The organism is Brevundimonas sp. TWP3-1-2b1 (genome assembly GCF_049896165.1).
GTDB classification, from domain to species: Bacteria; Pseudomonadota; Alphaproteobacteria; order Caulobacterales; family Caulobacteraceae; genus Brevundimonas; species Brevundimonas subvibrioides_B.
On record NZ_JAFCTT010000013.1, the window covers coordinates 47,301 to 68,822 of the forward strand.

General features: G+C 68.7%; 22 protein-coding genes. 8 read left to right on the forward strand and 14 right to left on the reverse strand.

From position 1 onward, the window contains the following. Nucleotides 1-10: 10 nt before the first annotated feature. The 13 genes from phbB to ACP7AB_RS13125 all read right to left on the reverse strand — a co-directional run bounded on the left by phbB (nucleotide 11) and on the right by ACP7AB_RS13125 (nucleotide 8,554). Nucleotides 11-736 carry an acetoacetyl-CoA reductase gene (phbB, locus tag ACP7AB_RS13065; protein ID WP_425991777.1) on the reverse strand — a complete coding sequence of 242 codons (726 nt, stop codon included), beginning with the start codon at nucleotides 734-736 and terminating at the stop codon, nucleotides 11-13. A gap of 107 nt (nucleotides 737-843) precedes the next feature. Continuing rightward, nucleotides 844-1,458, reverse strand: a complete 615-nt coding sequence (locus ACP7AB_RS13070) for a malonic semialdehyde reductase (RefSeq protein ID WP_425991776.1) — start codon at nucleotides 1,456-1,458, stop codon at nucleotides 844-846. A gap of 111 nt (nucleotides 1,459-1,569) precedes the next feature. Next, entirely contained in the window at nucleotides 1,570-2,319 is a 750-nt protein-coding gene (locus tag ACP7AB_RS13075) for a DUF72 domain-containing protein (protein WP_425991775.1), read from the reverse strand. After that, the gene (locus tag ACP7AB_RS13080) at nucleotides 2,316-2,627 is read right to left on the reverse strand and encodes a type II toxin-antitoxin system RelE/ParE family toxin (RefSeq protein WP_425991773.1); all 312 of its coding nucleotides are present in this window, start codon (nucleotides 2,625-2,627) and stop codon (nucleotides 2,316-2,318) included. The genes ACP7AB_RS13075 and ACP7AB_RS13080 overlap by 4 nt, the downstream gene beginning before the upstream one ends. Nucleotides 2,628-2,630: 3 nt before the next feature. Beyond that, the gene (locus tag ACP7AB_RS13085; protein ID WP_425991772.1) at nucleotides 2,631-2,891 is read right to left on the reverse strand and encodes a type II toxin-antitoxin system ParD family antitoxin; all 261 of its coding nucleotides are present in this window, start codon (nucleotides 2,889-2,891) and stop codon (nucleotides 2,631-2,633) included. A 31-nt stretch (nucleotides 2,892-2,922) separates the two neighbouring features. Then, the gene (gene truA, locus ACP7AB_RS13090) at nucleotides 2,923-3,666 is read right to left on the reverse strand and encodes a tRNA pseudouridine(38-40) synthase TruA (protein ID WP_425991770.1); all 744 of its coding nucleotides are present in this window, start codon (nucleotides 3,664-3,666) and stop codon (nucleotides 2,923-2,925) included. After that, entirely contained in the window at nucleotides 3,666-4,592 is a 927-nt protein-coding gene (fmt, locus tag ACP7AB_RS13095; RefSeq protein ID WP_425991768.1) for a methionyl-tRNA formyltransferase, read from the reverse strand. Before fmt ends, truA begins: the two co-directional genes overlap by 1 nt. A gap of 15 nt (nucleotides 4,593-4,607) precedes the next feature. Further along, on the reverse strand, nucleotides 4,608-4,928 hold the full coding sequence (locus tag ACP7AB_RS13100) for a type II toxin-antitoxin system PemK/MazF family toxin (protein WP_425991766.1): 321 nt from the start codon (nucleotides 4,926-4,928) through the stop codon (nucleotides 4,608-4,610). After that, complete coding sequence (locus ACP7AB_RS13105; RefSeq protein WP_425991764.1) at nucleotides 4,910-5,062, reverse strand: hypothetical protein; 153 nt, start codon at nucleotides 5,060-5,062, stop codon at nucleotides 4,910-4,912. Before ACP7AB_RS13105 ends, ACP7AB_RS13100 begins: the two co-directional genes overlap by 19 nt. Before the next feature lie 108 nt (nucleotides 5,063-5,170). Continuing rightward, nucleotides 5,171-5,389 (reverse strand): hypothetical protein, encoded by a 219-nt coding sequence (locus tag ACP7AB_RS13110; protein ID WP_425991762.1) that lies wholly within the window; start codon nucleotides 5,387-5,389, stop codon nucleotides 5,171-5,173. Beyond that, a complete protein-coding gene (gene def, locus ACP7AB_RS13115) occupies nucleotides 5,389-5,961 on the reverse strand; it encodes a peptide deformylase (RefSeq protein ID WP_303696563.1) in 573 nt (190 codons plus the stop codon). The genes ACP7AB_RS13110 and def overlap by 1 nt, the downstream gene beginning before the upstream one ends. Before the next feature lie 108 nt (nucleotides 5,962-6,069). Then, entirely contained in the window at nucleotides 6,070-6,432 is a 363-nt protein-coding gene (locus ACP7AB_RS13120; RefSeq protein ID WP_303696608.1) for an acyl-CoA thioesterase, read from the reverse strand. A 37-nt stretch (nucleotides 6,433-6,469) separates the two neighbouring features. Then, nucleotides 6,470-8,554, reverse strand: a complete 2,085-nt coding sequence (locus ACP7AB_RS13125; protein ID WP_425991760.1) for a prolyl oligopeptidase family serine peptidase — start codon at nucleotides 8,552-8,554, stop codon at nucleotides 6,470-6,472. Nucleotides 8,555-8,665: 111 nt separating this feature from the next. Here ACP7AB_RS13125 and ACP7AB_RS13130 point away from each other — a divergent pair, with 111 nt between their 5' ends. After that, nucleotides 8,666-8,923, forward strand: a complete 258-nt coding sequence (locus tag ACP7AB_RS13130) for a type II toxin-antitoxin system Phd/YefM family antitoxin (protein ID WP_425991758.1) — start codon at nucleotides 8,666-8,668, stop codon at nucleotides 8,921-8,923. Continuing rightward, complete coding sequence (locus tag ACP7AB_RS13135; RefSeq protein ID WP_425991756.1) at nucleotides 8,920-9,306, forward strand: type II toxin-antitoxin system VapC family toxin; 387 nt, start codon at nucleotides 8,920-8,922, stop codon at nucleotides 9,304-9,306. The genes ACP7AB_RS13130 and ACP7AB_RS13135 overlap by 4 nt, the downstream gene beginning before the upstream one ends. A 4-nt stretch (nucleotides 9,307-9,310) precedes the next feature. On the opposite strand, the gene ACP7AB_RS13140 is transcribed toward ACP7AB_RS13135, so the two are convergent. After that, nucleotides 9,311-11,401, reverse strand: a complete 2,091-nt coding sequence (locus tag ACP7AB_RS13140) for a prolyl oligopeptidase family serine peptidase (RefSeq protein ID WP_425991754.1) — start codon at nucleotides 11,399-11,401, stop codon at nucleotides 9,311-9,313. A gap of 196 nt (nucleotides 11,402-11,597) precedes the next feature. On the opposite strand from ACP7AB_RS13140, the gene ACP7AB_RS13145 reads away from it, so the two are divergent. From ACP7AB_RS13145 to addA, 6 genes are all read left to right on the forward strand, one after another. Further along, nucleotides 11,598-12,479, forward strand: a complete 882-nt coding sequence (locus tag ACP7AB_RS13145; RefSeq protein ID WP_425991753.1) for a GNAT family N-acetyltransferase — start codon at nucleotides 11,598-11,600, stop codon at nucleotides 12,477-12,479. Further along, nucleotides 12,479-12,964, forward strand: coding sequence for a tRNA (adenosine(37)-N6)-threonylcarbamoyltransferase complex ATPase subunit type 1 TsaE (tsaE, locus tag ACP7AB_RS13150; RefSeq protein WP_425991751.1), 486 nt, complete (start codon nucleotides 12,479-12,481; stop codon nucleotides 12,962-12,964). The genes ACP7AB_RS13145 and tsaE overlap by 1 nt, the downstream gene beginning before the upstream one ends. Next, the gene (gene amgK / locus ACP7AB_RS13155; protein ID WP_425991749.1) at nucleotides 12,957-14,057 is read left to right on the forward strand and encodes an N-acetylmuramate/N-acetylglucosamine kinase AmgK; all 1,101 of its coding nucleotides are present in this window, start codon (nucleotides 12,957-12,959) and stop codon (nucleotides 14,055-14,057) included. The genes tsaE and amgK overlap by 8 nt, the downstream gene beginning before the upstream one ends. Next, entirely contained in the window at nucleotides 14,054-14,773 is a 720-nt protein-coding gene (gene murU, locus ACP7AB_RS13160; protein ID WP_425991747.1) for an N-acetylmuramate alpha-1-phosphate uridylyltransferase MurU, read from the forward strand. Before amgK ends, murU begins: the two co-directional genes overlap by 4 nt. Nucleotides 14,774-14,956: 183 nt before the next feature. Further along, nucleotides 14,957-18,013: a double-strand break repair protein AddB gene (addB, locus tag ACP7AB_RS13165; RefSeq protein WP_426046153.1), complete on the forward strand. Its 3,057-nt coding sequence runs from the start codon at nucleotides 14,957-14,959 to the stop codon at nucleotides 18,011-18,013. After that, the gene (gene addA, locus ACP7AB_RS13170) at nucleotides 18,010-21,483 is read left to right on the forward strand and encodes a double-strand break repair helicase AddA (RefSeq protein WP_425991743.1); all 3,474 of its coding nucleotides are present in this window, start codon (nucleotides 18,010-18,012) and stop codon (nucleotides 21,481-21,483) included. Before addB ends, addA begins: the two co-directional genes overlap by 4 nt. Nucleotides 21,484-21,522: the final 39 nt, after the last annotated feature.

Consider the following 21,522-nt stretch of genomic DNA (forward strand, 5'->3'; position numbering starts at 1 on the left):
GACGAAAAGGTCAGCCGACCAAGTATTGACCACCGTTCAGCGACAGCGTGCAGCCTGTGACATATCCGGCACGCTCGCCCGACAGCCAGGATACCATGTCGGCGATCTCCTCGCCCTTGCCCAGACGGCCCACGGGGATCTGGGCGATGATGCCGGCCAGGACCTTCTCGTCCATGGCTCCGACCATTTCCGTGTCGATATAGCCGGGCGCGATACAGTTCACGGTGACACCCTTGCGCGCGTTCTCCAGGGCCAGGGCCTTGGTGAAGCCGATCATCCCGGCCTTGGCGGCGGAATAGTTGGTCTGGCCGATCTGGCCCTTCTGGCCGTTGATCGAGGAGATGTTGACGATGCGGCCGAAGCCACGGTCGCGCATGCCGTTGATCACCTGGCGCGTCATGTTGAACACACTGTCCATGTTGACGCGGATGACGTCGGACCACTGGTCGGCGCTCATCTTGTGGAAGAAGCCGTCGCGGGTGATGCCGGCATTGTTGATCAGCACGTCGATGGGGCCCAGCTCGGCCTCCACGTCGGCGACGGCGCGGGCGCAGTCCTCGTAGGAGCCGACATTGCCCTTGACGACCATGACGCCCAGCTCGCGGGCCGTGGCCTCGGCCGCTTCCATATTGCCCGAATAGCCGGCGGCGACGGACATGCCGTCCTCCTTCAGCCGCTGGACGATCGACTTGCCGATACCGCGGGTTCCACCCGTGACGAGAGCCACTCGAGCCATTTGCGTTCCTGTTTCCCTGACGGTCCGGTCTGGCGCCGAACCTTTGTCAGGGAAATCATTAGCCTGTGGCGGGTTGCGCGGAAAGCCGTGGTTGCGCGCCTGATCCGTCAGACGATCTTCGCAGCCTCGTCGAACGTCAGCCGGGGGCTGCGCGGGAAGAGATTGTCGTCGTTGCCGTAGCCGAGGTTGATGATGAAATTCGGCTCGATGTCGCCGTCGGGGAAGAACGCGGCCTTCACGCCCGCCGGGTCGAAGCCGGACATGGGACCGACATCGAGACCCAGGGCGCGGGCGGCGAGCAGGAAATAGCCGCCCTGCAGCGAGGAGTTGCGGAAGGCGCTTTCACGACGTCCGGTCTCTTCGCCGAACCAGTCGCGGGCGCCCGGCGCATGCGGAAACAGGTGCGGCAGGTGATCGTGGAAATTCATGTCGTAGCCGAGGATGACCGTGACCGGCGCCTGGGCCGTCTTGGCCTGGTTGCCCTCGCTCATCAGCGGCACGAGGCGCGCCCTGGCCTCGGGCGACGTGACGAAGACAAGGCGGGCAGGGGTGTTGTTCACCGCCGTCGGACCGAATTTTGTCAGGTCATACAGGCGGTGCAACAGCTCGGTCGGCACGGGACGGTCGGTCCAGCCGTTGCGCGTGCGGGCCTCGGTGAACACCTGGGCCAGGGCCGCATCGGTGAGCGGGACGTCTCGGGCGGGGAGAGAGTCGAAAGCCATTGGAAAACCCCTTAAAGTCTACAACTGCATCAGCAGCGGTTTCATATAAAGGGACGGGATTGCGCTGGTTCAAGCAAATTCGCATCAACTGCGGTTACAATTAATCCGCAACTAGACGAGCCGGGCGATCAGGGCCTGCGCCGCAGCCGGGTTCCGCACCTTCGCACCCGAGATGAAATAGGCGAACACCTCGCCGCGTTCGGCCCAGGCCCTCGTCTGCTGCGCCACCGCGTCCAGCTTGCCCGAGGTCATGCCGGTGGGCTCGTCCTCGCGGCTGGACATCAGACGGGCGTAGATAAAGTCGGCGGTCGGCTCGTCGATCTGGGGCCAGGTCGGTTCCTCGTCGTCGACGGCATAGACGATGGCGGCGCCGTATCTGGCGGCGAGATCGTAGAACTTCTGTGTCGCGAAGGTCGGGTTGCGGACCTCAAGCGCATGCCTCAGGCGGACGCCGTCCTTTTCTTTCGGCAACAGCTTCAGGAAGCCCTCGAAGTCCTCGGGATCGAACTTCTTGGTCCCCATGAACTGCCAGTTGATCGGGCCCAGCTTGTCGCCCAGCAGGGTCAGGCCCTGGTCGAGGAACCGCGCGAAGCTCTCGCCGCCCTCGGACAGGATTTTCCGGTTGGTGCAGTAGCGGCTGGCCTTGACGGAGAAGACGAAGCCCTCCGGCGTCTCGTCGCGCCATTTCATCCAGCTGTCAGGCTTGAACGTCGAATAGTAGGTGCCGTTGATCTCGATCGAGGTCAGGGCGCGCGAGGCATATTCCAGCTCGCGCTTCTGCGTCAGGTCCGACGGATAGAAGACGCCGCGCCAGGGCTCGAAGGTCCAGCCGCCGATGCCGATGTGGATGGGGTGGGTCATGGGGTGTCCTCCTCGCCGTCGATGGCGTTATCCTGCCAATTCTCGTGCCCGTGGCGAAAACGCAGGATCAGAACGCCCACCTCATCGACCGTGTAGATGATCACGTGGGATTGGAAAGGACGGGCGCGGATCGGCGGCTGGATCGTCTCCCTCAATCGCGACGCCAGAGGATAGTCGGCGATCTGTTGGACAGCTCGCCGAAGGCCAGCGACATAGGCTTCAGCCTGCCGTCGTCCGAACATTTCCGAGCTGCTGAGATAGATCGATTTCAGATCGGCTTCAGCCGCCCCGGCGTAGCGGACCCGCAATGGTCAGGCCGCCCGTGAACCTGCGCGGCTCCCGGCTTCCGCGCGCGCCTCCGTGATGATCTCGTCGAAGCTCTTTTCACTGACGCCGGACGCATAGGCTTCATCGACCAGTCGCTGCATGCTGGCGATCTTCTCCGCCTTCACCTGCTCCTTGCGGATCAGGTCGCGGACGTAGTCGCTGGAGTTCGCATAGCGGCCATCGGCGGACTGGGCCTCGACCCAGGCCTTCATCTGATCGGGGAGGGAAATGTTCATCGTGGCCATGACCCAAGGGTCGGTCCGATGGCAAACCTTGTCAAGAACCGTAGGTGACGCCGGTTAGATAGAGCCCATCCGACGGCGCCACGGGTCCGCAGGCGGTACGATCCCTCGCCTCGAGCGCCGCCTTCACGTCGTCGGGCGTCCAGCGGCCGAGACCGGCCTCGACCAGGGTGCCCGCCATGGACCGGACCTGGCGGTGCAGGAAGGACCGGGCTTCGAACACCAGATGAACCTCCTCGCCCACGCGTCGGACCGTCGCCACATCGAGGGTCTTCTCCGGCGACTTCGACTGGCAGGCCAGGTCGCGGAAGGTGGTGAAGTCGTGGTGGCCGATCAGGTGGTTGGCGCCGGCCTGCATGGCCCCGGCATCGAGCGGTTTGCGCACATGCCAGACCCGGCCCCGCTCCAGCGCCGGGCGGCCGGGGCGGTTGAGGATGCGGTACAGGTATTTGCGGCCCGTGGCCGAGAAGCGGGCATGCCAGTCGTCGGGTACGGCCCGGCAATCGAGGACGGCGACGCCCTCCCTGATCAGATGGGCGTTGAGGGCGTTCATGACCGTGGCGGCGGGCCAGTCCTTGTCGAGGTCGACATGGGCGACCTGGCCTGTGGCGTGGACCCCGCTGTCGGTGCGGCCCGCGGCGGCGATGCGTACTGTCTCGCCGCAGAAGGCGTGGATGGCCGTCTCGATCGCGCCCTGAACCGTGGGCAGGCCGTCCTGGGCCTGGAAGCCGTTGTAGGGCCCGCCGTCGTATTCGATGTCCAGCCGATAGCGGGGCATCAGCCCAGGATGGTCCCGACCGGCAGGGCGAAGCCGTTGAGGAAGTCGGCGGGCGACGACTGCGCCCTGCCCTCGCGCTGGACGCGGAGCAGGCGGACGGCTCCGTCTCCGCAGGCGATCAGCAAGCCGCCTTCCAGCAGTTCCCCGGGCGCGCCGGCGCCTTCGCTGGACAGGCAGGACAGCAGGGCCTTCACCCGGACCGGGCCGTCGGGACCGGGGGCCTCGAACCAGGCGCCGGGGAAGGGCGACAGGCCGCGGATGTGGCAGTCGATCTCTGCGGCCGGCCGGGTCCAGTCGATACGGGCCTCTGCGGGGGTAATCTTCTTCGCGTAGGTCGGTTCGCCGGTTTGCGGGGTCTCGGTGACGCCGCCACGTTCGATGGCGGCGAGGGTCCGGGTCCACAGGGTGGCGCCGACCATCGACATGCGTTCAGCCAGGCTGGCGGCGGTGTCGTCCGGCTGGATCGGCAGGATCTCGCTGAGCAGGATCGCGCCCTCGTCGAGCCCTTCCGACATCCGCATGATCTGGACGCCGGTCTCGCGGTCTCCGGCCATGATGGCGCGCTGGATCGGGGCGGCACCGCGCCAGCGAGGCAGCAGGGAGCCATGCAGGTTGAAACACCCGAGACGGGGAGCCTGCAGCACGGCGGGCTTCAGGATCTGGCCGTAGGCGACGACGCAGGCCGCATCGAGGTCGAGGCTGTTGAAGGTCTCGATGGCTTCTGGGGCCTTCATCGACTCCGGCGTGAAGACCGGCAGCCCCATGGCCTCGGCGAAGGCGTGGACCGGCGACGGCGTCAGTTTCTGACCGCGCCCCTTGGGTCGGGGTGGCTGGGAATAGACGGCCACGATCTCGTGGCCCGAGGCGATGAGCTCGGCCAGAGACGGCACGGCGAAGTCGGGGGTACCCATGAAGGCGAGGCGCATGGGCGGGCTATAGCCTCAGGCCAGGCCGAGGAATAGCGAGAGCATGAGATCGACGCGATGCTGGGTTTCCACGTCGAGGCGACCGATCGTTTTTCCAATGCGTGTGATCGCGACCGATTGGGATCGGTCTATCATGACCTGAGAGCGGCGTTTCAGGCCATTGCCGCTCGTCGGCAGCACGTCGATCCGAAAACTCAACCCAGGTTGAAGGTGGCTTGTGATTGGAAGCAGCGCGACCATACCCAACTGAAAATCATCAGACTGGATCACAAGTGCCGGACGCGGTCGGCCAAGCTCGCGCGAAAAAACTGCGGCGACTAAAGATCCTCGTTCCATTCCCAGCCCGGGATATCCGCGAAGTCGGCTTCGAGCTCTTCGCCCAAACGTCGCTCGACCGGATCTTCCCGCAGTCTCTTCGCCCACGCCGCGATCTCCGCCTGGCCTTCAGGCGACCGGATATGGGCCGCCATCCGGTTGACCTCTTCGATCAGATCGGGCCGCAGAAGCAGAGGGACATATTCAGGTTCAGGTTGAGCCATGTCTGGACCATACCACGAAAGCGATTTCTGTCGAAACGCTTACTGCCAGCGGGTGGAGACGCCGCCGCCCTCGTCCCATTCGCCGCCGGCGTCGAGCGCGTCATCAAACACCAACAGACGGTCCAGCAGGACGCCGGCGATGATGCCGAGCGCGGCGACGCCGATCAGGGTGGCGACGGAGCCGATGCCGATTTTCTCGGATCGGGTCAGGCGGCGACGGCCGGTGGGATCGATGACGTAGGACTTGCGGCGGGACATCAGGCGTCCTCTCTCAGGCGCATGGTCTTCTTGACCTTGGACATGGCGCGGTCGCGGCGCAGGCGCGACAGGTGGTCGATGAACAGAACGCCGTTCAGATGGTCGAGTTCGTGCTGGTAGCAGACGGCGTAGAGGCCCTCGATCTCTTCCTCGATGCGGTTTCCGTCGCGATCCAGATGGGTGACCCGGACGCGGGCGGGGCGTTCGACCTCGTCGAAATACTCCGGGATCGAGAGGCAACCCTCTTCGTAGCAATAGGTCTCGTCCGAGGCCCAGAGGATCTCCGGATTGACGAAGGCGCGCGGATTGGGAACGCGGCTTTCTTCGCCCTCGGCCGGCTCCTCGGCCCCTTCAGGCAGGGGGCCGTCGCCCAGATCCATGACCACGACACGCTTCAGCTCACCGATCTGCACGGCGGCCAGGCCGATGCCCGGGGCGTCGTACATGGTCTCCAGCATGTCATCCATCAGGGCGCGCAGGGCGTCGTCGACGACCTCTACGGGCTTTGATACCTGCTTGAGGATCGCCAGGTCGGCGGTGTTGTCGATGGTCAGGATGCGTCGGATGGCCATGGCCGTCAGGTAGGCGCGAGGGCCGGGAGGGTCAAGTTTGCCTCTCTTTCGTCATCCTCAGGCCGGCGGCAGCTTCACGGCGCAGACCGGGCGATGACCAAAGAAAAATCAGCTCTGACCCGGGAGGGGTCTCGGCTTACGGTCCTCGTCGATGGCGACATAGGTGAAGACGCCCTCGGTCACGCGGGAGACTTCGTGGGTTGAGCGCGGCCGTTTCCACGCCTCGACGCGAACGCGGATCGAGGTGCGGCCGGTCTTCAGGACCGTGGCGTAGAGCGACACCTCGTCCCCGACCGAGACCGGCTGGTGAAACACCATGGCGTCGACCGCGATGGTGGCGCAGCGACCCTGGGCGATGTCGAAGGCGGGGGTCGAGCCGGCCAGGTCCATCTGGGCCAGAAGCCAACCGCCGAAGATGTCGCCTTCGGGGTTGGTGTCGGCGGGCATGGCGATGACCCGCCCGACGAGCATGCCGTCGGGCGTTTCCGGGGATGGAACGGTCACGAACCTAGTCCTGGGGCTGGAGGTGCTGGTCCAGCCAGCGGAACACCTCATTGTGCCATTGCAGGCTGTTCTGGGGCTTGAGCACCCAGTGGTTCTCGTCCGGGAAGACGATCAGCCGGCTCTCGATGCCGCGACGCTGCAGGGCGGTGAAGGTCGACAGGCCCTGCGAGGTCGGGATGCGGTAGTCGAGGTCGCCCTGGATGACCAGCATCGGCGTCTTCCAGTCGGCGACGTGATGGACCGGGTTGAAGCGCTCATAGCCTTCCGGGTTGTCGTAGACGGTGCCGCCGTACTCCCACTCGGTGAACCACAGTTCCTCGGTGCCATAGCCCATGCCGCGCACGTCGAAGACGCCGTCGTGATTGACCAGGCATTTGAATTCGTCCGACCAGCGGCCGGCGATCCAGTTGATCATATAGCCGCCATAGGAGGCGCCGAGCGCGCAGGCGTTGTCGCCGTCCAGGAACGAGTAGCGCTCCTGCGCCGCCGCCCAGCCCTTCTGCAGGTCTTCCAGCGGACGGTCGCCCCAATGCTCGGAGATCGCGTCGGTGAAGCCCTGGCCGTAGCCGGTGGAGCCGTGGAAATCGATCATCACCACCGCATAGCCGGCGCCGGCGTAGCTTTCCGGGTTCCAGCGGTATGACCAGGAGTTGCCGAATGAGCCTTGCGGCCCGCCATGGATCAGGAAGGCGACCGGGTATTTGCGGCCCTCGACATAGCCGGCGGGCTTGATGACGTAACCGTGGACCGTCTCGTCGTTCCAGCCCTCGAACGAGAACTGCTCGGCCTCGCCGAACATGCGGCTGTCGAGTTCCGGGTTCACGTCGGTGATCTGGCGCGGCATCTCACGGCCGCGGAAGGTCTTCACGAACAGCTCCGACGGCGAGGTCAGACTGTCCTGGGCGAAGACGAAGCCGGACGGGGTCAACTCGACCGCCGAGACGTGGCCGGGGCCAGTGATCGGGACGACGGCGCCGTTGGCGACATCGATGGAGAACAACCGGGTCTGGCCGACATCACCGGCGACGACATACAGGGTTCGGCCGTCAGCGGACCATTGCAGGCTGTCTGCCGAACGGTCCCAGTTGGCGGCGACCTCGCGCTTGGCGCCTGTGGCCACGTCCATCAGCACGATCTGCCAGCGATCGGCCTCGAAGCCCGGGCGGGCCATGGCGCGCCAGGCCAGGGTTCGGCCGTCCGGCGAGAAGACCGGGCCGGTGTCCCAGGCGTCGTTGCCGTCGGTCAGGTTGGTGAAGCCTCCGCCCGTTAGGCCGTTGGTCCTGAACAGGTCGAAATTGGTGCTCCACGGCTCGGTCTGGCCGGCGACGCGGGCCGAGAAGACGACGGCGTCGCCCTCGGGGGTGAAGGTGAACTCCCCCTCGTCGCCGAAGGGCTTGGAGGGGGTGTCGCCGTCGAAGCCGTGGGTGACCCAGACCGGATCGCCCGAGCCGTCGGCGTTGACCACGAACAGGTGGTTCTGGGTGCCGTCGGCCCAGGTGTCCCAATGGCGCACAAACATCCGGTCATAGACCTGACCCGTCGACTTGCGGGCGGCGGCTTCCGTGCCGCGCGCGACAGAGCAGGCCAGATCGTCGCAGGTCGGGTAGACGGCCAGGGACGCCACGACCTTCGAGGCGTCGGGGCTGAGGCGATAGGCATTGACGTCCAGGGGCAGGTCGGTGACCTGGGTCGCCGTGGCGCCGGTCGAGTCCGTCTTCCAGACCTGGCTGGACCCCGAACGGCCCGAGAGGAAGTACAGGGCGCCGTCCGAACCCCAGCGGGCGGTGTTGGCGCCGCCGTCGGAGATGGCCAGGCGACGCGGCTCGCCCTCGCCGTTGAGGGTCTGGATCATCAGGCTGGAGACGCCGCGGTTGGCCTCCATATCCGTGGCGCGCACATTGTAGACGACGTGCCGGCCGTCCGGCGACACGCGCGGGTCCGACAGCCGGTTGGCGTTCAGCATGTCGGTATAGGTGAAGGCGCGTTCCGCGGCCTGAGCCGTCGGCGCGGCGGCCGCCTCGGCGAGGGCGGGCAGGGCGGTCAGCATCGCCAGTGCGGCGCAGGCGGAAAGCAGGGAACGGTGACGCATCGGGCGGCTCCTGGGACTTCGTTGGCGCTGGCGTAGCACCGGGCGGAGCGGGGCGGAAGTTGCCGATTGGGGCCAGATTAGCTAAGTAAGTGGGACCAAGGAGATGCGCCGATGGCCACGGTCACCGTCCACCACGCCAAGACCCATCTGTCCAAGCTCATCGCCGCCGCCGAGCGGGGCGAGGAGGTGATTATCGCGCGCGGCAACAAGCCGGCGGTTCGAATAAGCGCGATCGAACCCGCAGATGTACGTCCGAAGCGTCAGTTCGGATCAATGAAGGGTCTGATCTCCATCGACGACCGGTTCTTCGAGCCGCTTCCGGAAGAAGATATTTTGCTCTGGGAAGGCCGTGGCGACGGTGACGATTGAGACTTCTGCTCGATACCCACGCCCTGCTCTGGTGGTTGGCGGGCGACGAGAATCTGTCGTCTGAGGCTCGCCGGGCGGTTGGCGACGAGACCACCACGGTCATCGTCAGTGCGGTCTGCGCCTATGAAATCGCGCTCAAGCATCGGCTGGGAAAGCTGCCGGACGCCTCCCTCGTCGTGCAGACGTTCGAAGCGACGCTCGAGCGACAGGGATTCGACTCGCTGCCGATATCCATCCCACACGCGCTTCGTGCTGGACGCCTCCCCCTTACCCACCGCGACCCGTTCGACCGCCTTCTGATCGCTCAGGCGCTGATCGACGACCTGACCCTCGTCTCAAACGAGCGCCGGTTCGACGATTTCGGCGTTAAACGCCTCTGGTAGCCCGCTAGGGAGCCTCCGCCGTCCACCTTGCGGTCCAGTCGAGAATTTCCCTCTGCCAGTCGACATAGTTGCGCGGCTTGAGCACCCAGTGGTTCTCGTCCGGGATCTGGACGAAGCGGCTGGGAATGCCCTGACGCTGAAGGGCCGAGAAGGTGGCCAGGCCCTGGTCGATCGGCACGCGGAAGTCGCGCGATCCGTGCAGGACCAGCATGGGTTTGGTCCAGTCGCCCGCGAAGTCGCCGGGCGAGAAGGCGCGGTACAGTTCCATCCGCTCCCAGGACGGCCCGCCGAACTCCCAGATGAAGTTGCCGATATCCATGGCGTTCATCAGCTGGGGCACGTCGAAGACCCCGGCATGGTTGACCAGACAGGCCCAGGGCCCGTTCCACTTTCCGGCGATCAGATTGACCATGTATCCGCCGTAGGAGGCGCCGAGCGCGCAGGCCCGGTCGCCGTCGATGAAGCGGTTCGCGGACAGCGCCGCCGCCCAGCCCTTCTGCAGGTCTTCCAGCGGCCGGTCGCCCCAGTGGTCGTTGATGGCGTCGGTGAACGCCTGTCCGTAGCCGGGCGAGCCGTGGAAATTGACCATCACCACGGCGTATCCGGCCGAGGTGTAGATCTGCGGGTTCCAGCGATAGGACCAGCTCTCGGTCCAGGGCGACTTCGGCCCGCCGTGGATCAGATAGACGGCCGGATAGGTTTGCCCCTCGACATAGCCGACGGGCTTGAACACCCAGCCGCGCACATCCTCGCCGTTCCATCCGGCGAAGGTGAAGGCTTCGGCCTCGGGCAGGTCGAGGGCGGCGATGGCGTCTGCGTTGTGGGTCGTCAGGGCGCGGGCGTCGTCGCCGACGCCGGTCATGATCCGGGTCGGGGCGTCGAAGCCGTCGCGGGCGTAGACGAGCAGGTTCGCCCGGCTCTCCACGCCGGAGATCGCGCCGCGTCCGGTCAAGGGTGTGACCTCGCCGGTGCGGGCGTCGATGCGGAACAGCCGGTTCTGGCCGTCGTCGGAGGCGGTGGCGAGCAGGCTGCGACCGTCCGAGGACCAGCTCAGCGAGCCGGGACCGCGATCCCAGTTCGGCGTCAGCGGGCGCGGGTTCGATCCATCGGCGTCGGCGACGATGACCACGGCCTGATCGCCGCCGACATTCTCGCGCTCACCGGCCAGCCAGGCCAGGCGGCGTCCATCCGGCGAGAAGGCCGGCGCGCCGTCTGAACCTTCGTTCGTCTCCGTCAGGTTCACGGCCGTCCCGCCATCCAGGGAGACGCGGAACAGGTCGGAGTTGTTGGTGAAGGCCTCTCCCGACCCCTGCGTCTGCGTCGAATAGACGAGGGTGCGGCCGTCGGGCGAAAGAGTGAAATCATCTTCGGTTCCCTGCGGCTGGGACGGCGTGTCGGCGTCGATCCCGGCCATCAGGTTGCGCGGCGCGCCGTCGGCCAGACCCGATCCATCCAACGCCTGGACGAACAGTTGCTGGCGTCGTCCATCGTTCCAGTGATCGAACTGGCGCAGCGGCATCCGGTCATAGCCGGTGACGGTCGAGGGCGAGCGATTGTCCGCCTCGATCCGGTCCTTCGTGCACTGGAGGGTGTCGCAGTCGACGAAGATCGGCAGGGAGAGGATCAGGTTCCGCCCGTCCGGCGAGACCTTGAAGGCGACGATATCGACCGGATAGGTCGTGACCTGCACCGCCGCATTGCCCTCGACGTCCGCGCGCCAGACCTGGTTCGATCCCCCGCGCGCCGACAGGAAATAGATCGCCTGACCGTCGACGGCCCACCGCCCGGTCGAGGCGCCGCCGGTCGAGACGGCCAGCTTGCGCGGCTCCCCGCCGCTGACGTCCGCGACCCACAGGGCGCTGACGCCCCTGTTGCCGTCCCAGTCGGTCGAACGGACGGAATAGAGCACGCGTCGCCCGTCCGGAGACAGGCGCGGGTCCGAGACCCGGTCCATCATGGCCAGGGCCCGCATCGACAGACCGCCGGGCAAGGCAGCCACGTCGGCGCCGGGAGGCGACGCCTGCTGGGCCGAGGCGGTCATCGACGCGGTCGACAATGCGAGCGCCAGCACGGCGGTGGAAATGCTGAACTTCATGGGAGCCCCCTCGGTATTTCCCCACCGTGCACCCCGGCGAAGGCCGGGGTCCAGATGGAAAAGGCAGGGCTCTGGTCAAGTCGCCCCGCAAGCCCAATCCCTTGTGTCCTCGATCTGGACCCCGGCCTTGGCCGCGGTGCACGGGAGGGGTGGACATGCTTGCCTGTGTTCCCGCCAGAGGCGACAAGGGGCGCGGATGACCGCTTCGCCGCCCGCCACGACCGAGCCTGCCGCCGTCCCCGCGCGACGGTCGGATCACGTCGTCGACGTCCTGATCGCCGAGCGGGCGCCGCAGCTGACGGGGTCGATCCTCTGGCCGGTGGTTCGCCCGGTGTTTTACTCGATCCTCGGCTATGGCCAGGCGCGGGACATGGCCGACGCCATCACGCCTCTGTCGGGACGGGCGGCGCTGGACCATGTGTCGAACCTGCTGGACCTGAAGGTGTCGAGCCTGAACCTCGATCGGCTGCCGGCCACCGGCCGCTGCATCGTCGTCTGCAACCATCCGACCGGGATCGCCGACGGAATCGCCGTCTACGATGCCATCAAGCGCCGCCGGTCCGACGCCATCTACTTCGCCAACGCAGACGCCGTCCGCGTCTCGCCCCGGCTGGACGAGGTCCTCATCCCGGTCGAATGGGTCGTCGACAAGCGTACGCGGGCGAAGACCCGCGTCACCCTGGACGCCGCCAAGGCCGCGTTCGAGGCGGAACGCTGCGTGGTCATGTTCCCTGCGGGACGGATTTCCCGCGTGGGAAAAGACAGACAGCTGACCGACCCGGAGTGGGCATCGACCGCAACATCGCTGGCGCGGAAATACAACGCGCCGACCATTCCGATCCATGTGAGCGGCCCCTGGTCGACCCTGTTCCACCTGTTCAACCGGGTGTCGCCCGAGCTGCGGGACATCACCCTGTTCCACGAGCTGCTGAACAAGCGGAAGAAGCCCTTCCGCCTCAGCGTCGGCAAGCCGATCCCGCCGACCCGTCTCGATATCGACGCGACCCGTGCGACCTATGCGCTGAAGGCCTTCGTCGAGCGGGTTCTGCCCAGCCAGCCCGACGCGGACTTCGCCTGATGGTCGGGATCGATCTGGCCGATGCGGAGGCGACCACGGCGCTCGGGCGCGCTGTGGCCCCGCGTCTCGAGCCCGGCGAGGCCGTCCTGCTCTACGGCCCGCTCGGCATGGGCAAGTCGACCCTGGCCCGGGGCCTGATCCGGGCCCTCGCCGGCGAGGACGAGGACGTGCCGTCGCCGACCTTCACCCTGGTCCAGTTCTACGAGACGAACCCACCGGTCGCCCATTTCGACCTCTACCGCCTGACCCGGCCGGAGGAGGCGTTCGAGATCGGCCTCGACGAGGCGCTGGACGTCGGCGCCGCCCTGATCGAATGGCCCGAGCGGCTGGGCGACGATCCCGCCCGCGCGCTCGGCCCCGACCGCCTGACCATCGTCCTGGAAGAACGCGGCGAGGGACGGCATGCGACCGTTTCCGGCGCAGGGGCGTGGGCAATGAAGATCAACGCCGTCGTCGAAAGCCTGCCAAAGAGCCTGAATGTCTGACGCCCTGAATGACCGGGAGGCCCAGCGGGTCGCCTTCCTGACCGGGGTCGGCCTCGCCGACGCCCGCCGCGTGCCCCTGCCCGGCGACGCCTCCACGCGCCGGTACGAACGGCTGACGCCCGCCGACGGTCCGGGCCTGATGCTGATGGATCAGGTCGCGGCGGCCGAGAGCCCGCCGGCCGATCCCTCCTGGTCGCCCGAGCGTCGCAAGGCCGAGGGCTGGAACGCCATCGCCCGCCTGTCCGCCGGCCGGATCGAGGCCTTCGCCGCCGTTGCCTCCCACCTGCGTTCGGTCGGGCTGTCGGCGCCCGCCATCGTCGCGCTCGACGCCGCTGCGGGTCTCGCCGTGCTCGAGGATTTCGGCGACGACCTGTTCGCCCGCGTGATCGAGGCCGGTCAGGACGAGACGCCCCTCTACCTCGCCGCCGTCGACGCCCTGGCCGAACTGCATGCGGCGCCGACGCCGCCGATGCTGACCGGTGCGGCGGGGCCATGGCCGCTGCAGGTCTATGACCAGACCGCCCTCCAGGGCGGGGCCGATCTGTTCGTCGAATGGATGCCGAAGCTCAAGCCAGAGCTGCGCTTCGACGACGCCGCCATCGCGGACTGGAATGCTGCCTGGGCGCCCATCGTCGCCGAGGGCGAGGCCGGCGCCTCGGTGGTGGCCCACCGCGACTACCACGCCGAGAACCTGATCTGGCTGCCCGAGCGGGAAGGTCCGGCCCGCGTCGGCATGATCGACTTCCAGGACGCGGTGCGGGCCCACCCGTCGTGGGACCTGCACTCCCTGCTCCAGGACGCCCGCCGCGATGTGTCGCCGTCGCTCGAGGCCGAGGCGCTGGAGCGGTATTTCGAGATGGCCGAGGTCGCCGACCGCCCCGCCTTCATGCGCGCCTATGCCGGGCTTGCGGCCCTGAACGAGGCCCGCATCCTCGGCATTTTCGCCCGCCTGATCGTGCGCGATGGCAAGCCGCGCTACCCCGCCTTCATGCCGCGTATGTGGGCCCACCTGAACGCCAACCTGACGAAGCCCGGCCTCGAAGGCGTGGCCCGCTGGTTCGACAAATATGTCCCTGCGGAGCTGCGCGCATGACCGCCCCGAAGACGGCGATGGTGCTGGCCGCCGGCCTCGGCACACGCATGCGGCCCCTGACCGACAATCGACCCAAGGCCCTCGTCGAGGTCGGCGGCCGGGCCCTGATCGACCACGTCCTGGACAGGCTGGCCGAGGCTGGCGTCGAAACGGCGGTGGTCAATGTCCACTGGTTCGCCGACCGGCTGGAGGCCCATCTGGCCGCGCGCGGACGCGGCCCCGGGATCGTCATTTCCGACGAGCGCGCGGAGCTGCTGGAGACCGGCGGCGGCCTGAAGAAGGCCCATCCCCTGCTCGGCGATGCGCCCGTCTTCGTGGCCAATATCGACAGCGTCTGGATGGATCGCGGCGACGTGCCCTGGGCCGACGCACTGGTCCGACTTTGGGACCCGGTGAAGATGGACGCCTGTCTCCTGCTGGCCACCCGCGAGGGCGCGATCGGGTTCGAGGGCGACGGCGACTTCTTCCTCGCCGACGATGGCCGACTGACCTTCCGGGGCGAGGCTGCGTCCGCGCCCTTCGCCTATATGGGCGTCCACATCACCCGGCCGGACTATGCCGACGGCGGGCCGGACGGACCCTTCTCGCTCAGCCCGTTGTGGCGGGCGTCGGCTGCGGCCGGACGACTGTACGGCTGCGTCCTCGACGGCGACTGGATGCACGTCGGCGACCCCCAGGCGCGCGACGAGGCCGAGGCCAGACTGGCGGGCGAGTGACCCCGTCACCTCCAACCTTTCCGCTCATCCCCGCGAACGCGGGGACCCAGTTCTGTCGTGGGGACCAGTCGTTCTTTCAAGCCCGGTGTCCGGGATGATCGTTCGCGCCGGCCATACGCGATCATCGCCCACAGCACTGGGTCCCCGCGTTCGCGGGGATGAGCGGATCAAAGGACAGCGGGCATGATCGCCTTCAACCCCTTCCCGGCAGACGGCGGCAAGGACGACCCGCGCTGGTTCGCCATCCCCGCTCACCGGCCGTTCCTTGAGGATCTGGCGGCCGGCGTGCTCGACTGGCTGGGCGACCAGACGCCGGAGACCCTGTCCGACGCCACCATCCTCCTGCCCAATCGCCGGGCGGCGCGGGCCTTCACCAGCGCCCTTTCAACCCTGAGCGGCGACCGGCCCGTCCTCCTGCCCCAGGTTCGCCCGCTGGGCGACCTGGAGGAGGACGAGCCGCCGTTCACCCCCGGCGAACTGGGTCTCGACCTGCCGCGCGCCATCGCCCCCCTGACCCGCCGGTTCGAGATGGCGCGTCTGATCGTCGAGCAGCACGACGACAGCCTCTCGCCAATGCGCGCGCTGGAGCTGGCCGACAGCCTCGGCGCCTTCCTCGATTCTTGCAATATCGAGGAGGTCGAGGCCCCCGAACGCATCGCCACCCTCGTCGAGGAGGACTTCGCCGAGCACTGGCGGCAGTCGGCCGAATTCCTCGGCCTCGCCGTCAAGGCCTGGCCCCGGCGGCTGGCCGAACTCGGCCTCGTCGACGCCTCGTGGCGGCGAACCAAGCTGCTGCGCCTTCTGGCCGAACGCTGGGACAGCCACCCGCCGCAGGGCCCCGTCATCGCCGCCGGATCGACCGGCACGGTCAAGGCCGCCGCCGATGTCCTGAAGGCCGTGGCCCGGGCGCCCCAGGGCTGCGTGGTCCTCCCCGGCCTTGATCTCGAGCTCAGCGAACCCGCCTGGGACGCCATCGAGGAACAGCATCCGCAGAGCGCGCTGAAACGGTTCCTCGAACGCGCCGGCGCCGACCGCGCCGCCGTCCGCCCATGGTTCCGCCGCCCGGCCGTGCCCGATGTCGAGGCGCGCGGCCTCGCTCGCCAGCGACTGGTCAACGAGGCCCTGCGCCCGGCCGAGGCCACCGCCGACTGGCGCGCCGAGATCGCCCGACTGCGCGCCGACGCCGCCGAGGCGGGCCAGGTCGCCGACCCCATCGCGCTCGGCCTCGAAGGCCTGTCCGTCGTCGCGACCCGCACCGAGGAGGACGCCGCCGCGACCATCGCCCTGATGATGCGCGAGACGCTCGAAACCCCCGGCCGGACCTGCGCCCTCGTCACCCCCGACCTCGCCCTCGGCCGCCGCGTCGCTGCCCGGCTGGAGCGCTGGGGCGTCATCGCCGACAGTTCCTCCGGTGCGACGCTGGACCAGATGCCCGTCGGCGTTCTCGTCGATCTGGCCGCCCGCTTCATCGCCGATCCGCTGAAGCCCCAGACCGTGCTGGCCCTGATCAAGCACGACCTGACGACCTTGGCCGAGGCCACGCCCAACGCCGTCGCCGAGCTGGAGAAGGTCGCCTTCCGCGGACCCCGCACCCGCGACTGGACCCGGATCGAGACCCGCCTGCAACGGAGCGCGGACCTCCAGGTCCGCTCTTCACCGACGGCGGAGACCAGCGGACCTGGAGGTCCGCGCTCCAGAGAGGCGACCGCGCTCGCCGGCCGGCTTCAGGCCCTCGCCGCTGCCGCCGCCCTCGGTCGTGCGGCTCCGCTCGACCAGGCCGCTCGCAACCTGACCGCCCTCGTCGAGGCCCTCGCCGGCGTCGACGTCTGGGCCGGACCGGACGGGGAGGCGGCGGCCTCCCTGTTGTCCCAGCTGATCGAGGGCGGGGCGTCCCTGGGCGACGTGACCGCCAACGACTTCGCCGAACTGGTCGCCGCCCTGCTGCACGACGTCACGGTCCGGACCGGCGGCGCCACCCATCCGTCCCTGCGCATCCTCGGCGCTATCGAAGCCCGGCTGGTCCGGGCCGACCGGATGATCCTGGCCGGGCTGGAGGAGGGGGTCTGGCCGCAAGGTGCGCCGATCGACCCCTTCCTGTCGCGCCCGATGCGCAAGACCCTCGGTCTGCCCCCGCCCGAGCGCCGGGTCGGTCAGACGGCCCAGGATTTCGTCCAGGCGGCCTGCGCCCCCGAGGCCATCCTCGTCCATTCCGAACGCCGCGGCGGCCAGCCCGCCGTCCGCTCCCGCTGGCTGTGGCGGCTGGATATGCTCACACGCGGCGCCGGGGTGGAGATCGATCGCCCCTCCGCTTCCCTCGCCGCCGCCCGCGCCCTCGATGCGCCCGTCGCCGGTCAGGGCGGTCTCGCGAGACGCCCGGCCCCGAAGCCGCCCGTCGACCGCCGCCCGCGTCAGCTCCCCGTCACCGGCGTCGAACGTTGGGTGCGTGATCCCTATGCTGTCTACGCCCGCTTCGTCTTGAACCTGCGTCAGCTCGACCGGCCGGGTCAGTCCGCCGAGGCTCTGGCGCGCGGCCAGGCCGTCCACAAGGCGGTCGAACGGCTGACGCTGAGCTGGCCCGACGTCCTGCCCGACGACTGCGAGGCCGAGATCGCGATCCTGCTGCACGAGGAGCTGACCCATCACGGCTTCGAGGACGCGGCCATGGCGCGCGAGGGGCCCCTGGCCCGCAACAGCGCCCGCTGGCTGGCCGGGTTCGAGATGCGCCGCCGCGCGCGCGGCATCGAGATCCGCGTCGAGGAGGAGGTCGCGATGACCTTTGACGCCCCCGCCGGCCCCTTCACCCTGACGGCCAAGGCGGACCGGATCGAACTGTCCTCCACCGGCGCGGCCATCCTCGACTTCAAGACCGGCGCGGCCCCCTCGGCCAAACAGGTGAAGTCCGGTTTCGCGCCCCAGCTGACCCTGACCGGCGCCATTCTCGCCGAGGCGGGCCTCAAGACCTCCGGCCCGATCGAGCCCGAAGAACTGACCTATGTCCGGGTCATCGGCCGCAAGGAGCCCGGCAAATCCGAGGTTCGAGCGCAAGGCGCCGAGGCGTCCGACCTGTCGATGGCGGCGCTCGCCGGCCTCAAGGCCCGCGTCGCCCGGTTCGACGATCAGACCACCCCCTACCTCAGCTGGGTCGCGCCCCAGTTCATGGGCAATTTCGGCGGCAACTACGACCACCTCGCGCGCGTCTGGGAATGGGCGGTCGCCGGCGCTGACGGAGACGCCGAATGAGCCCGGACAGCACCGTCCGCATCCTGCCCGACTTCGCCCAGATCGCGGCGGCGGACCCGCGCCAGTCGGTCTTCGTCACCGCAAACGCCGGCTCGGGCAAGACCTCGACCCTCGTCGACCGTGTGGCCCGGCTGCTGCTGGAGGAGGTCCAGCCCGGCGAGATCCTCTGCGTCACCTACACCAAGGCCGCCGCCGCCGAGATGCAGGCGCGGCTGTTCCAGCGCCTCGGCGACTGGGCGGTCATGGGTGATGAAGAGTTGGAAGACTCGCTCGCCGACCTTGGCGGTCAGGTCAGGGCCACGCTGTCATCCGACGAACTTTCCAAGGCGCGCAACCTCTTCGCCAAGGCGCTCGACACCCCCGGCGGGCTGAAGATCCAGACCCTGCACGCCTTCTGCGAAAAGCTGCTGCGCCGCTTCCCGCTGGAGGCCGGGGTCACGCCCGGCTTCACCGTGCTGGAGGATCAGGCGGCCCTGGCCCTGTCCCACGGGGCCCGAGAGGACCTGGCCCGCGCCGCGCTCGCCGACGCCGACGGCCGGATCGGCCGCGCCTACACCCATTTCGCCGTCGAGCTCGACTGGGCCAGTTTCGAGAGTCTGCTGGCCCGCATCGAACAGGATCGCGCCCGGCTGATCGACTATGTCGCCCGCATCGCCGCCGACCCCACGATCAGCCCCTACGCCCTCGTCGGCGCCGATCCCGACGGCGACGTGGCGTCGATCCAGTCCGACTTCATGCGCTTCCTCGACCGGGGCGAATGGCTGGAGATGGCCGAACTGATGTCGACCGGCTCGGTCACGGACCAGGGCTGCGCCGACCGCATGTACGCCGCAGACTGGACCTTCCCGGAGGTGTCCGCCGTCTTCCTGACCAGTGGCGCGCCGCGCAAGTCGATGGCGACCAAGTCCGCGCCCGCCCGCGCCCGCGACTGGCTGACGGCCCTGCAGGACAAGGTCGTCGCCACCCTCGGCGAGGTCCGCAAGGCCCGGGTCGCCGAGGACACCGTCCACGTCCTGACCCTGGCCCAGGCCCACGGCGCCCTCTACGACCAGGCCAAGGCCCGGCGCGGCGCCCTTGATTTCGGCGATCTGGTCGCCCGCACCGTCGAGCTGCTGACCGTCCGGGCCAATGCCGCCTGGGTCCTCTACAAGCTCGACGGCGGGGTCGAACACGTCCTGATCGACGAGGCCCAGGACACGGCCCCGGAACAGTGGGACATCATCCGCGCCCTGACCGAGGGCTTCTTCTCGGGCGCCGGATCGCGTCGCTTCGGGGCCGGCAAGGTCGAACGCACTGTCTTCGCCGTGGGCGACGAGAAACAGTCGATCTATTCCTTCCAGGGCGCCCGCCCCGAGCGGCTGAACCGCGAGGCCCAGTCGTACGAGACTCTCGTTCGCGGGGCCGGCTTCGCCTACACCGGCGTCGAACTGGCCACCTCCTTCCGCTCCACGCCGGAGGTGCTGGGCTTCGTCGATGCGGTGTTCGAAGGCCCCGAACGCACCCGCGCCCTCATCGGCGAACAGGTCGGCGCCATACCGGCGCACAGGGCCATGCGCGCCGACGATCAGGGCTGTGTCGACCTCTGGCCCCTCTACGAGGACGAGAAGCCGCCCGAGCGTGACGCCTGGGACGACCCGGTCGATCAGGAGCCGGTCCAGGGCGCCCGCAAGCGGATGGCCGCCGACCTCGCCCGCGAGATCAGACGCCAGGTCGAGACCGGCGTCGCCGTTCAGGACCGCAAGGATCGCGCGCTGCGTCCCTGCGGCTACGGCGACTTCCTCATTCTCGTGCGCCGCCGTGACGCTACCTTCGAGGAGATCATCCGCGCCCTGAAGGCGGCGGGCGTGCCCGTGGCCGGCGCCGACCGGCTGAAACTGTCATCGCACATCGCCTTCGACGACCTGATCGCCGTCGCCCGTTTCGCCCTCTATCCCGACGACGACCTCAGCCTCGCCGGCATCCTGCGCAGCCCCTTCTGCGACCTGGACGAGGACAGTCTGTTCGACCTCGCCGGGGCCGAGCACCGCAAGGGGCGGCTGTGGCCTGTCCTGCAACGCCGCGCTCCCGAACGGCCGGAATGGGCCCGCGCCCGCGACCTGCTGACCTTCGCGATCGACCAGCGCGGCCGCGATCCCTTCGCCTTCTTCGCCGCCCTGCTGAACCGGGTCGACGAGACCGGCCGCTCGGGTCGTGCCCGTATCCTGTCCCGCCTCGGCCGCGAGGCGGAGGAGGCCATCGACGAGACCCTGAACCAGGTGCTGGCGGCCGAACAACGAGGCGGCCTCGATCTGGAAACGGCCCTGTCGATGCTGGAGGCCGCCGACGTCGAGGTGAAGCGCGAGCTGGAAGGGGCGCGCGGCGAGGTCCGCGTCATGACCGTCCATGGCTCGAAGGGGCTGGAGGCGCCGGTGGTGATCCTGCCCGACACCACGGCGCGGGCGAAGGCCCAGGGGCCGACCCTGATGCCGGTCGAACTGGCCAATGGCGCCGAGGCCTGGCTGATGTGCCCCGGCTCGGAAAAGGAGGACTGCGAGGCCTCGGCCGCCGCCCGCGCCGTCCGCCAGAAGCGCGTCGACGACGAGACCCTGCGCCTCCTCTACGTCGCCCTGACCCGCGCCCGCGACCGGATCGTCGTCCTCGGCCGGGGCAGCGGCCGGTCGAAACAGGGCTATGAGGACGGCAGCTGGTGGGCGGTCCTGACCGAGACCTTCGACCGCCTCGGCGGACAGGTCCGCGACATCGGCCATGGTCGCCGCCGCTATGGCGTCGATCCTGTCGTGATGGCGACCTCGCGGGTCGTGCCCTTCCCGGGCGCCCTTGTTCCCGCCTGGGCCCGGACGATGCCGCCGGTCGATCCGTCCGCCCGCTATATCTCCCCGTCGCAGATGGAGGGCGCCAAACGCATCGCCGCCCCGTCGCCGCTCGCCGTCTCATCGACCGGGGAGGGGGCCGCCCTCGGTCGCTTCCGGCGCGGCGACCTGATCCACCTGCTGCTCGAACGCCTGCCCGAGATCACTGTCGCCGACCGCGCCGGGGCCGCCGCCCGCCTGCTGGCCAAGGAGCGCGACCTGTCGGACGCGCAAGCGTCGGAGATGATCGCCGCCGCCTTCCGCGTGCTCGACGACGCCCGCTTCCACGCCGTCTTCGGCCCCGGCTCCCGCGCCGAGATCGCCCTGACCGGCGGCGCCGGATCCCTGCGCCCCGGCGTCGTCATCAACGGCCGCATCGACCGGCTGGTGGTCACGCCCGACCGGGTCCTTGTCGTCGACTACAAGACCAACCGCCCCGCCCCCGACCGCATCGAGAACGCCGACCCCGCCTACGTCGCCCAGATGGCCACCTATGTCGCGGTGCTGGCGCGGCTGTATCCGGACCGCCCGGTCGAGGCGGCGCTGGTCTGGACCGACGGGCCGAAGCTGATGGCTGTGCCGCAGACGCTGATGGACGAGGCGCTGGCGGGGCTGCTGTGACCCCCAATTCACCGTGCATCCCGGCGCAGGCCGGGATCC

Coding starts and splice junctions, on each gene's coding strand:
- ACP7AB_RS13100 (WP_425991766.1), bottom strand. CDS start 4,928: ATGGAACGAGGATCTTTAGTCGCCGCAGTTTTTTCGCGCGAGCTTGGC.
- ACP7AB_RS13120 (WP_303696608.1), bottom strand. CDS start 6,432: ATGCTCGTCGGGCGGGTCATCGCCATGCCCGCCGACACCAACCCCGAA.
- ACP7AB_RS13075 (WP_425991775.1), bottom strand. CDS start 2,319: ATGACCCACCCCATCCACATCGGCATCGGCGGCTGGACCTTCGAGCCC.
- ACP7AB_RS13125 (WP_425991760.1), bottom strand. CDS start 8,554: ATGCGTCACCGTTCCCTGCTTTCCGCCTGCGCCGCACTGGCGATGCTG.
- ACP7AB_RS13110 (WP_425991762.1), bottom strand. CDS start 5,389: ATGTCCCGCCGCAAGTCCTACGTCATCGATCCCACCGGCCGTCGCCGC.
- fmt (WP_425991768.1), bottom strand. CDS start 4,592: ATGCGCCTCGCCTTCATGGGTACCCCCGACTTCGCCGTGCCGTCTCTG.
- ACP7AB_RS13105 (WP_425991764.1), bottom strand. CDS start 5,062: ATGGCGGCCCATATCCGGTCGCCTGAAGGCCAGGCGGAGATCGCGGCG.
- addA (WP_425991743.1), top strand. CDS start 18,010: ATGAGCCCGGACAGCACCGTCCGCATCCTGCCCGACTTCGCCCAGATC.
- amgK (WP_425991749.1), top strand. CDS start 12,957: ATGTCTGACGCCCTGAATGACCGGGAGGCCCAGCGGGTCGCCTTCCTG.
- tsaE (WP_425991751.1), top strand. CDS start 12,479: ATGGTCGGGATCGATCTGGCCGATGCGGAGGCGACCACGGCGCTCGGG.
- ACP7AB_RS13130 (WP_425991758.1), top strand. CDS start 8,666: ATGGCCACGGTCACCGTCCACCACGCCAAGACCCATCTGTCCAAGCTC.
- ACP7AB_RS13145 (WP_425991753.1), top strand. CDS start 11,598: ATGACCGCTTCGCCGCCCGCCACGACCGAGCCTGCCGCCGTCCCCGCG.
- def (WP_303696563.1), bottom strand. CDS start 5,961: ATGGCCATCCGACGCATCCTGACCATCGACAACACCGCCGACCTGGCG.
- ACP7AB_RS13070 (WP_425991776.1), bottom strand. CDS start 1,458: ATGGCTTTCGACTCTCTCCCCGCCCGAGACGTCCCGCTCACCGATGCG.
- phbB (WP_425991777.1), bottom strand. CDS start 736: ATGGCTCGAGTGGCTCTCGTCACGGGTGGAACCCGCGGTATCGGCAAG.
- murU (WP_425991747.1), top strand. CDS start 14,054: ATGACCGCCCCGAAGACGGCGATGGTGCTGGCCGCCGGCCTCGGCACA.
- ACP7AB_RS13085 (WP_425991772.1), bottom strand. CDS start 2,891: ATGGCCACGATGAACATTTCCCTCCCCGATCAGATGAAGGCCTGGGTC.
- addB (WP_426046153.1), top strand. CDS start 14,957: ATGATCGCCTTCAACCCCTTCCCGGCAGACGGCGGCAAGGACGACCCG.
- ACP7AB_RS13140 (WP_425991754.1), bottom strand. CDS start 11,401: ATGAAGTTCAGCATTTCCACCGCCGTGCTGGCGCTCGCATTGTCGACC.
- truA (WP_425991770.1), bottom strand. CDS start 3,666: ATGCCCCGCTATCGGCTGGACATCGAATACGACGGCGGGCCCTACAAC.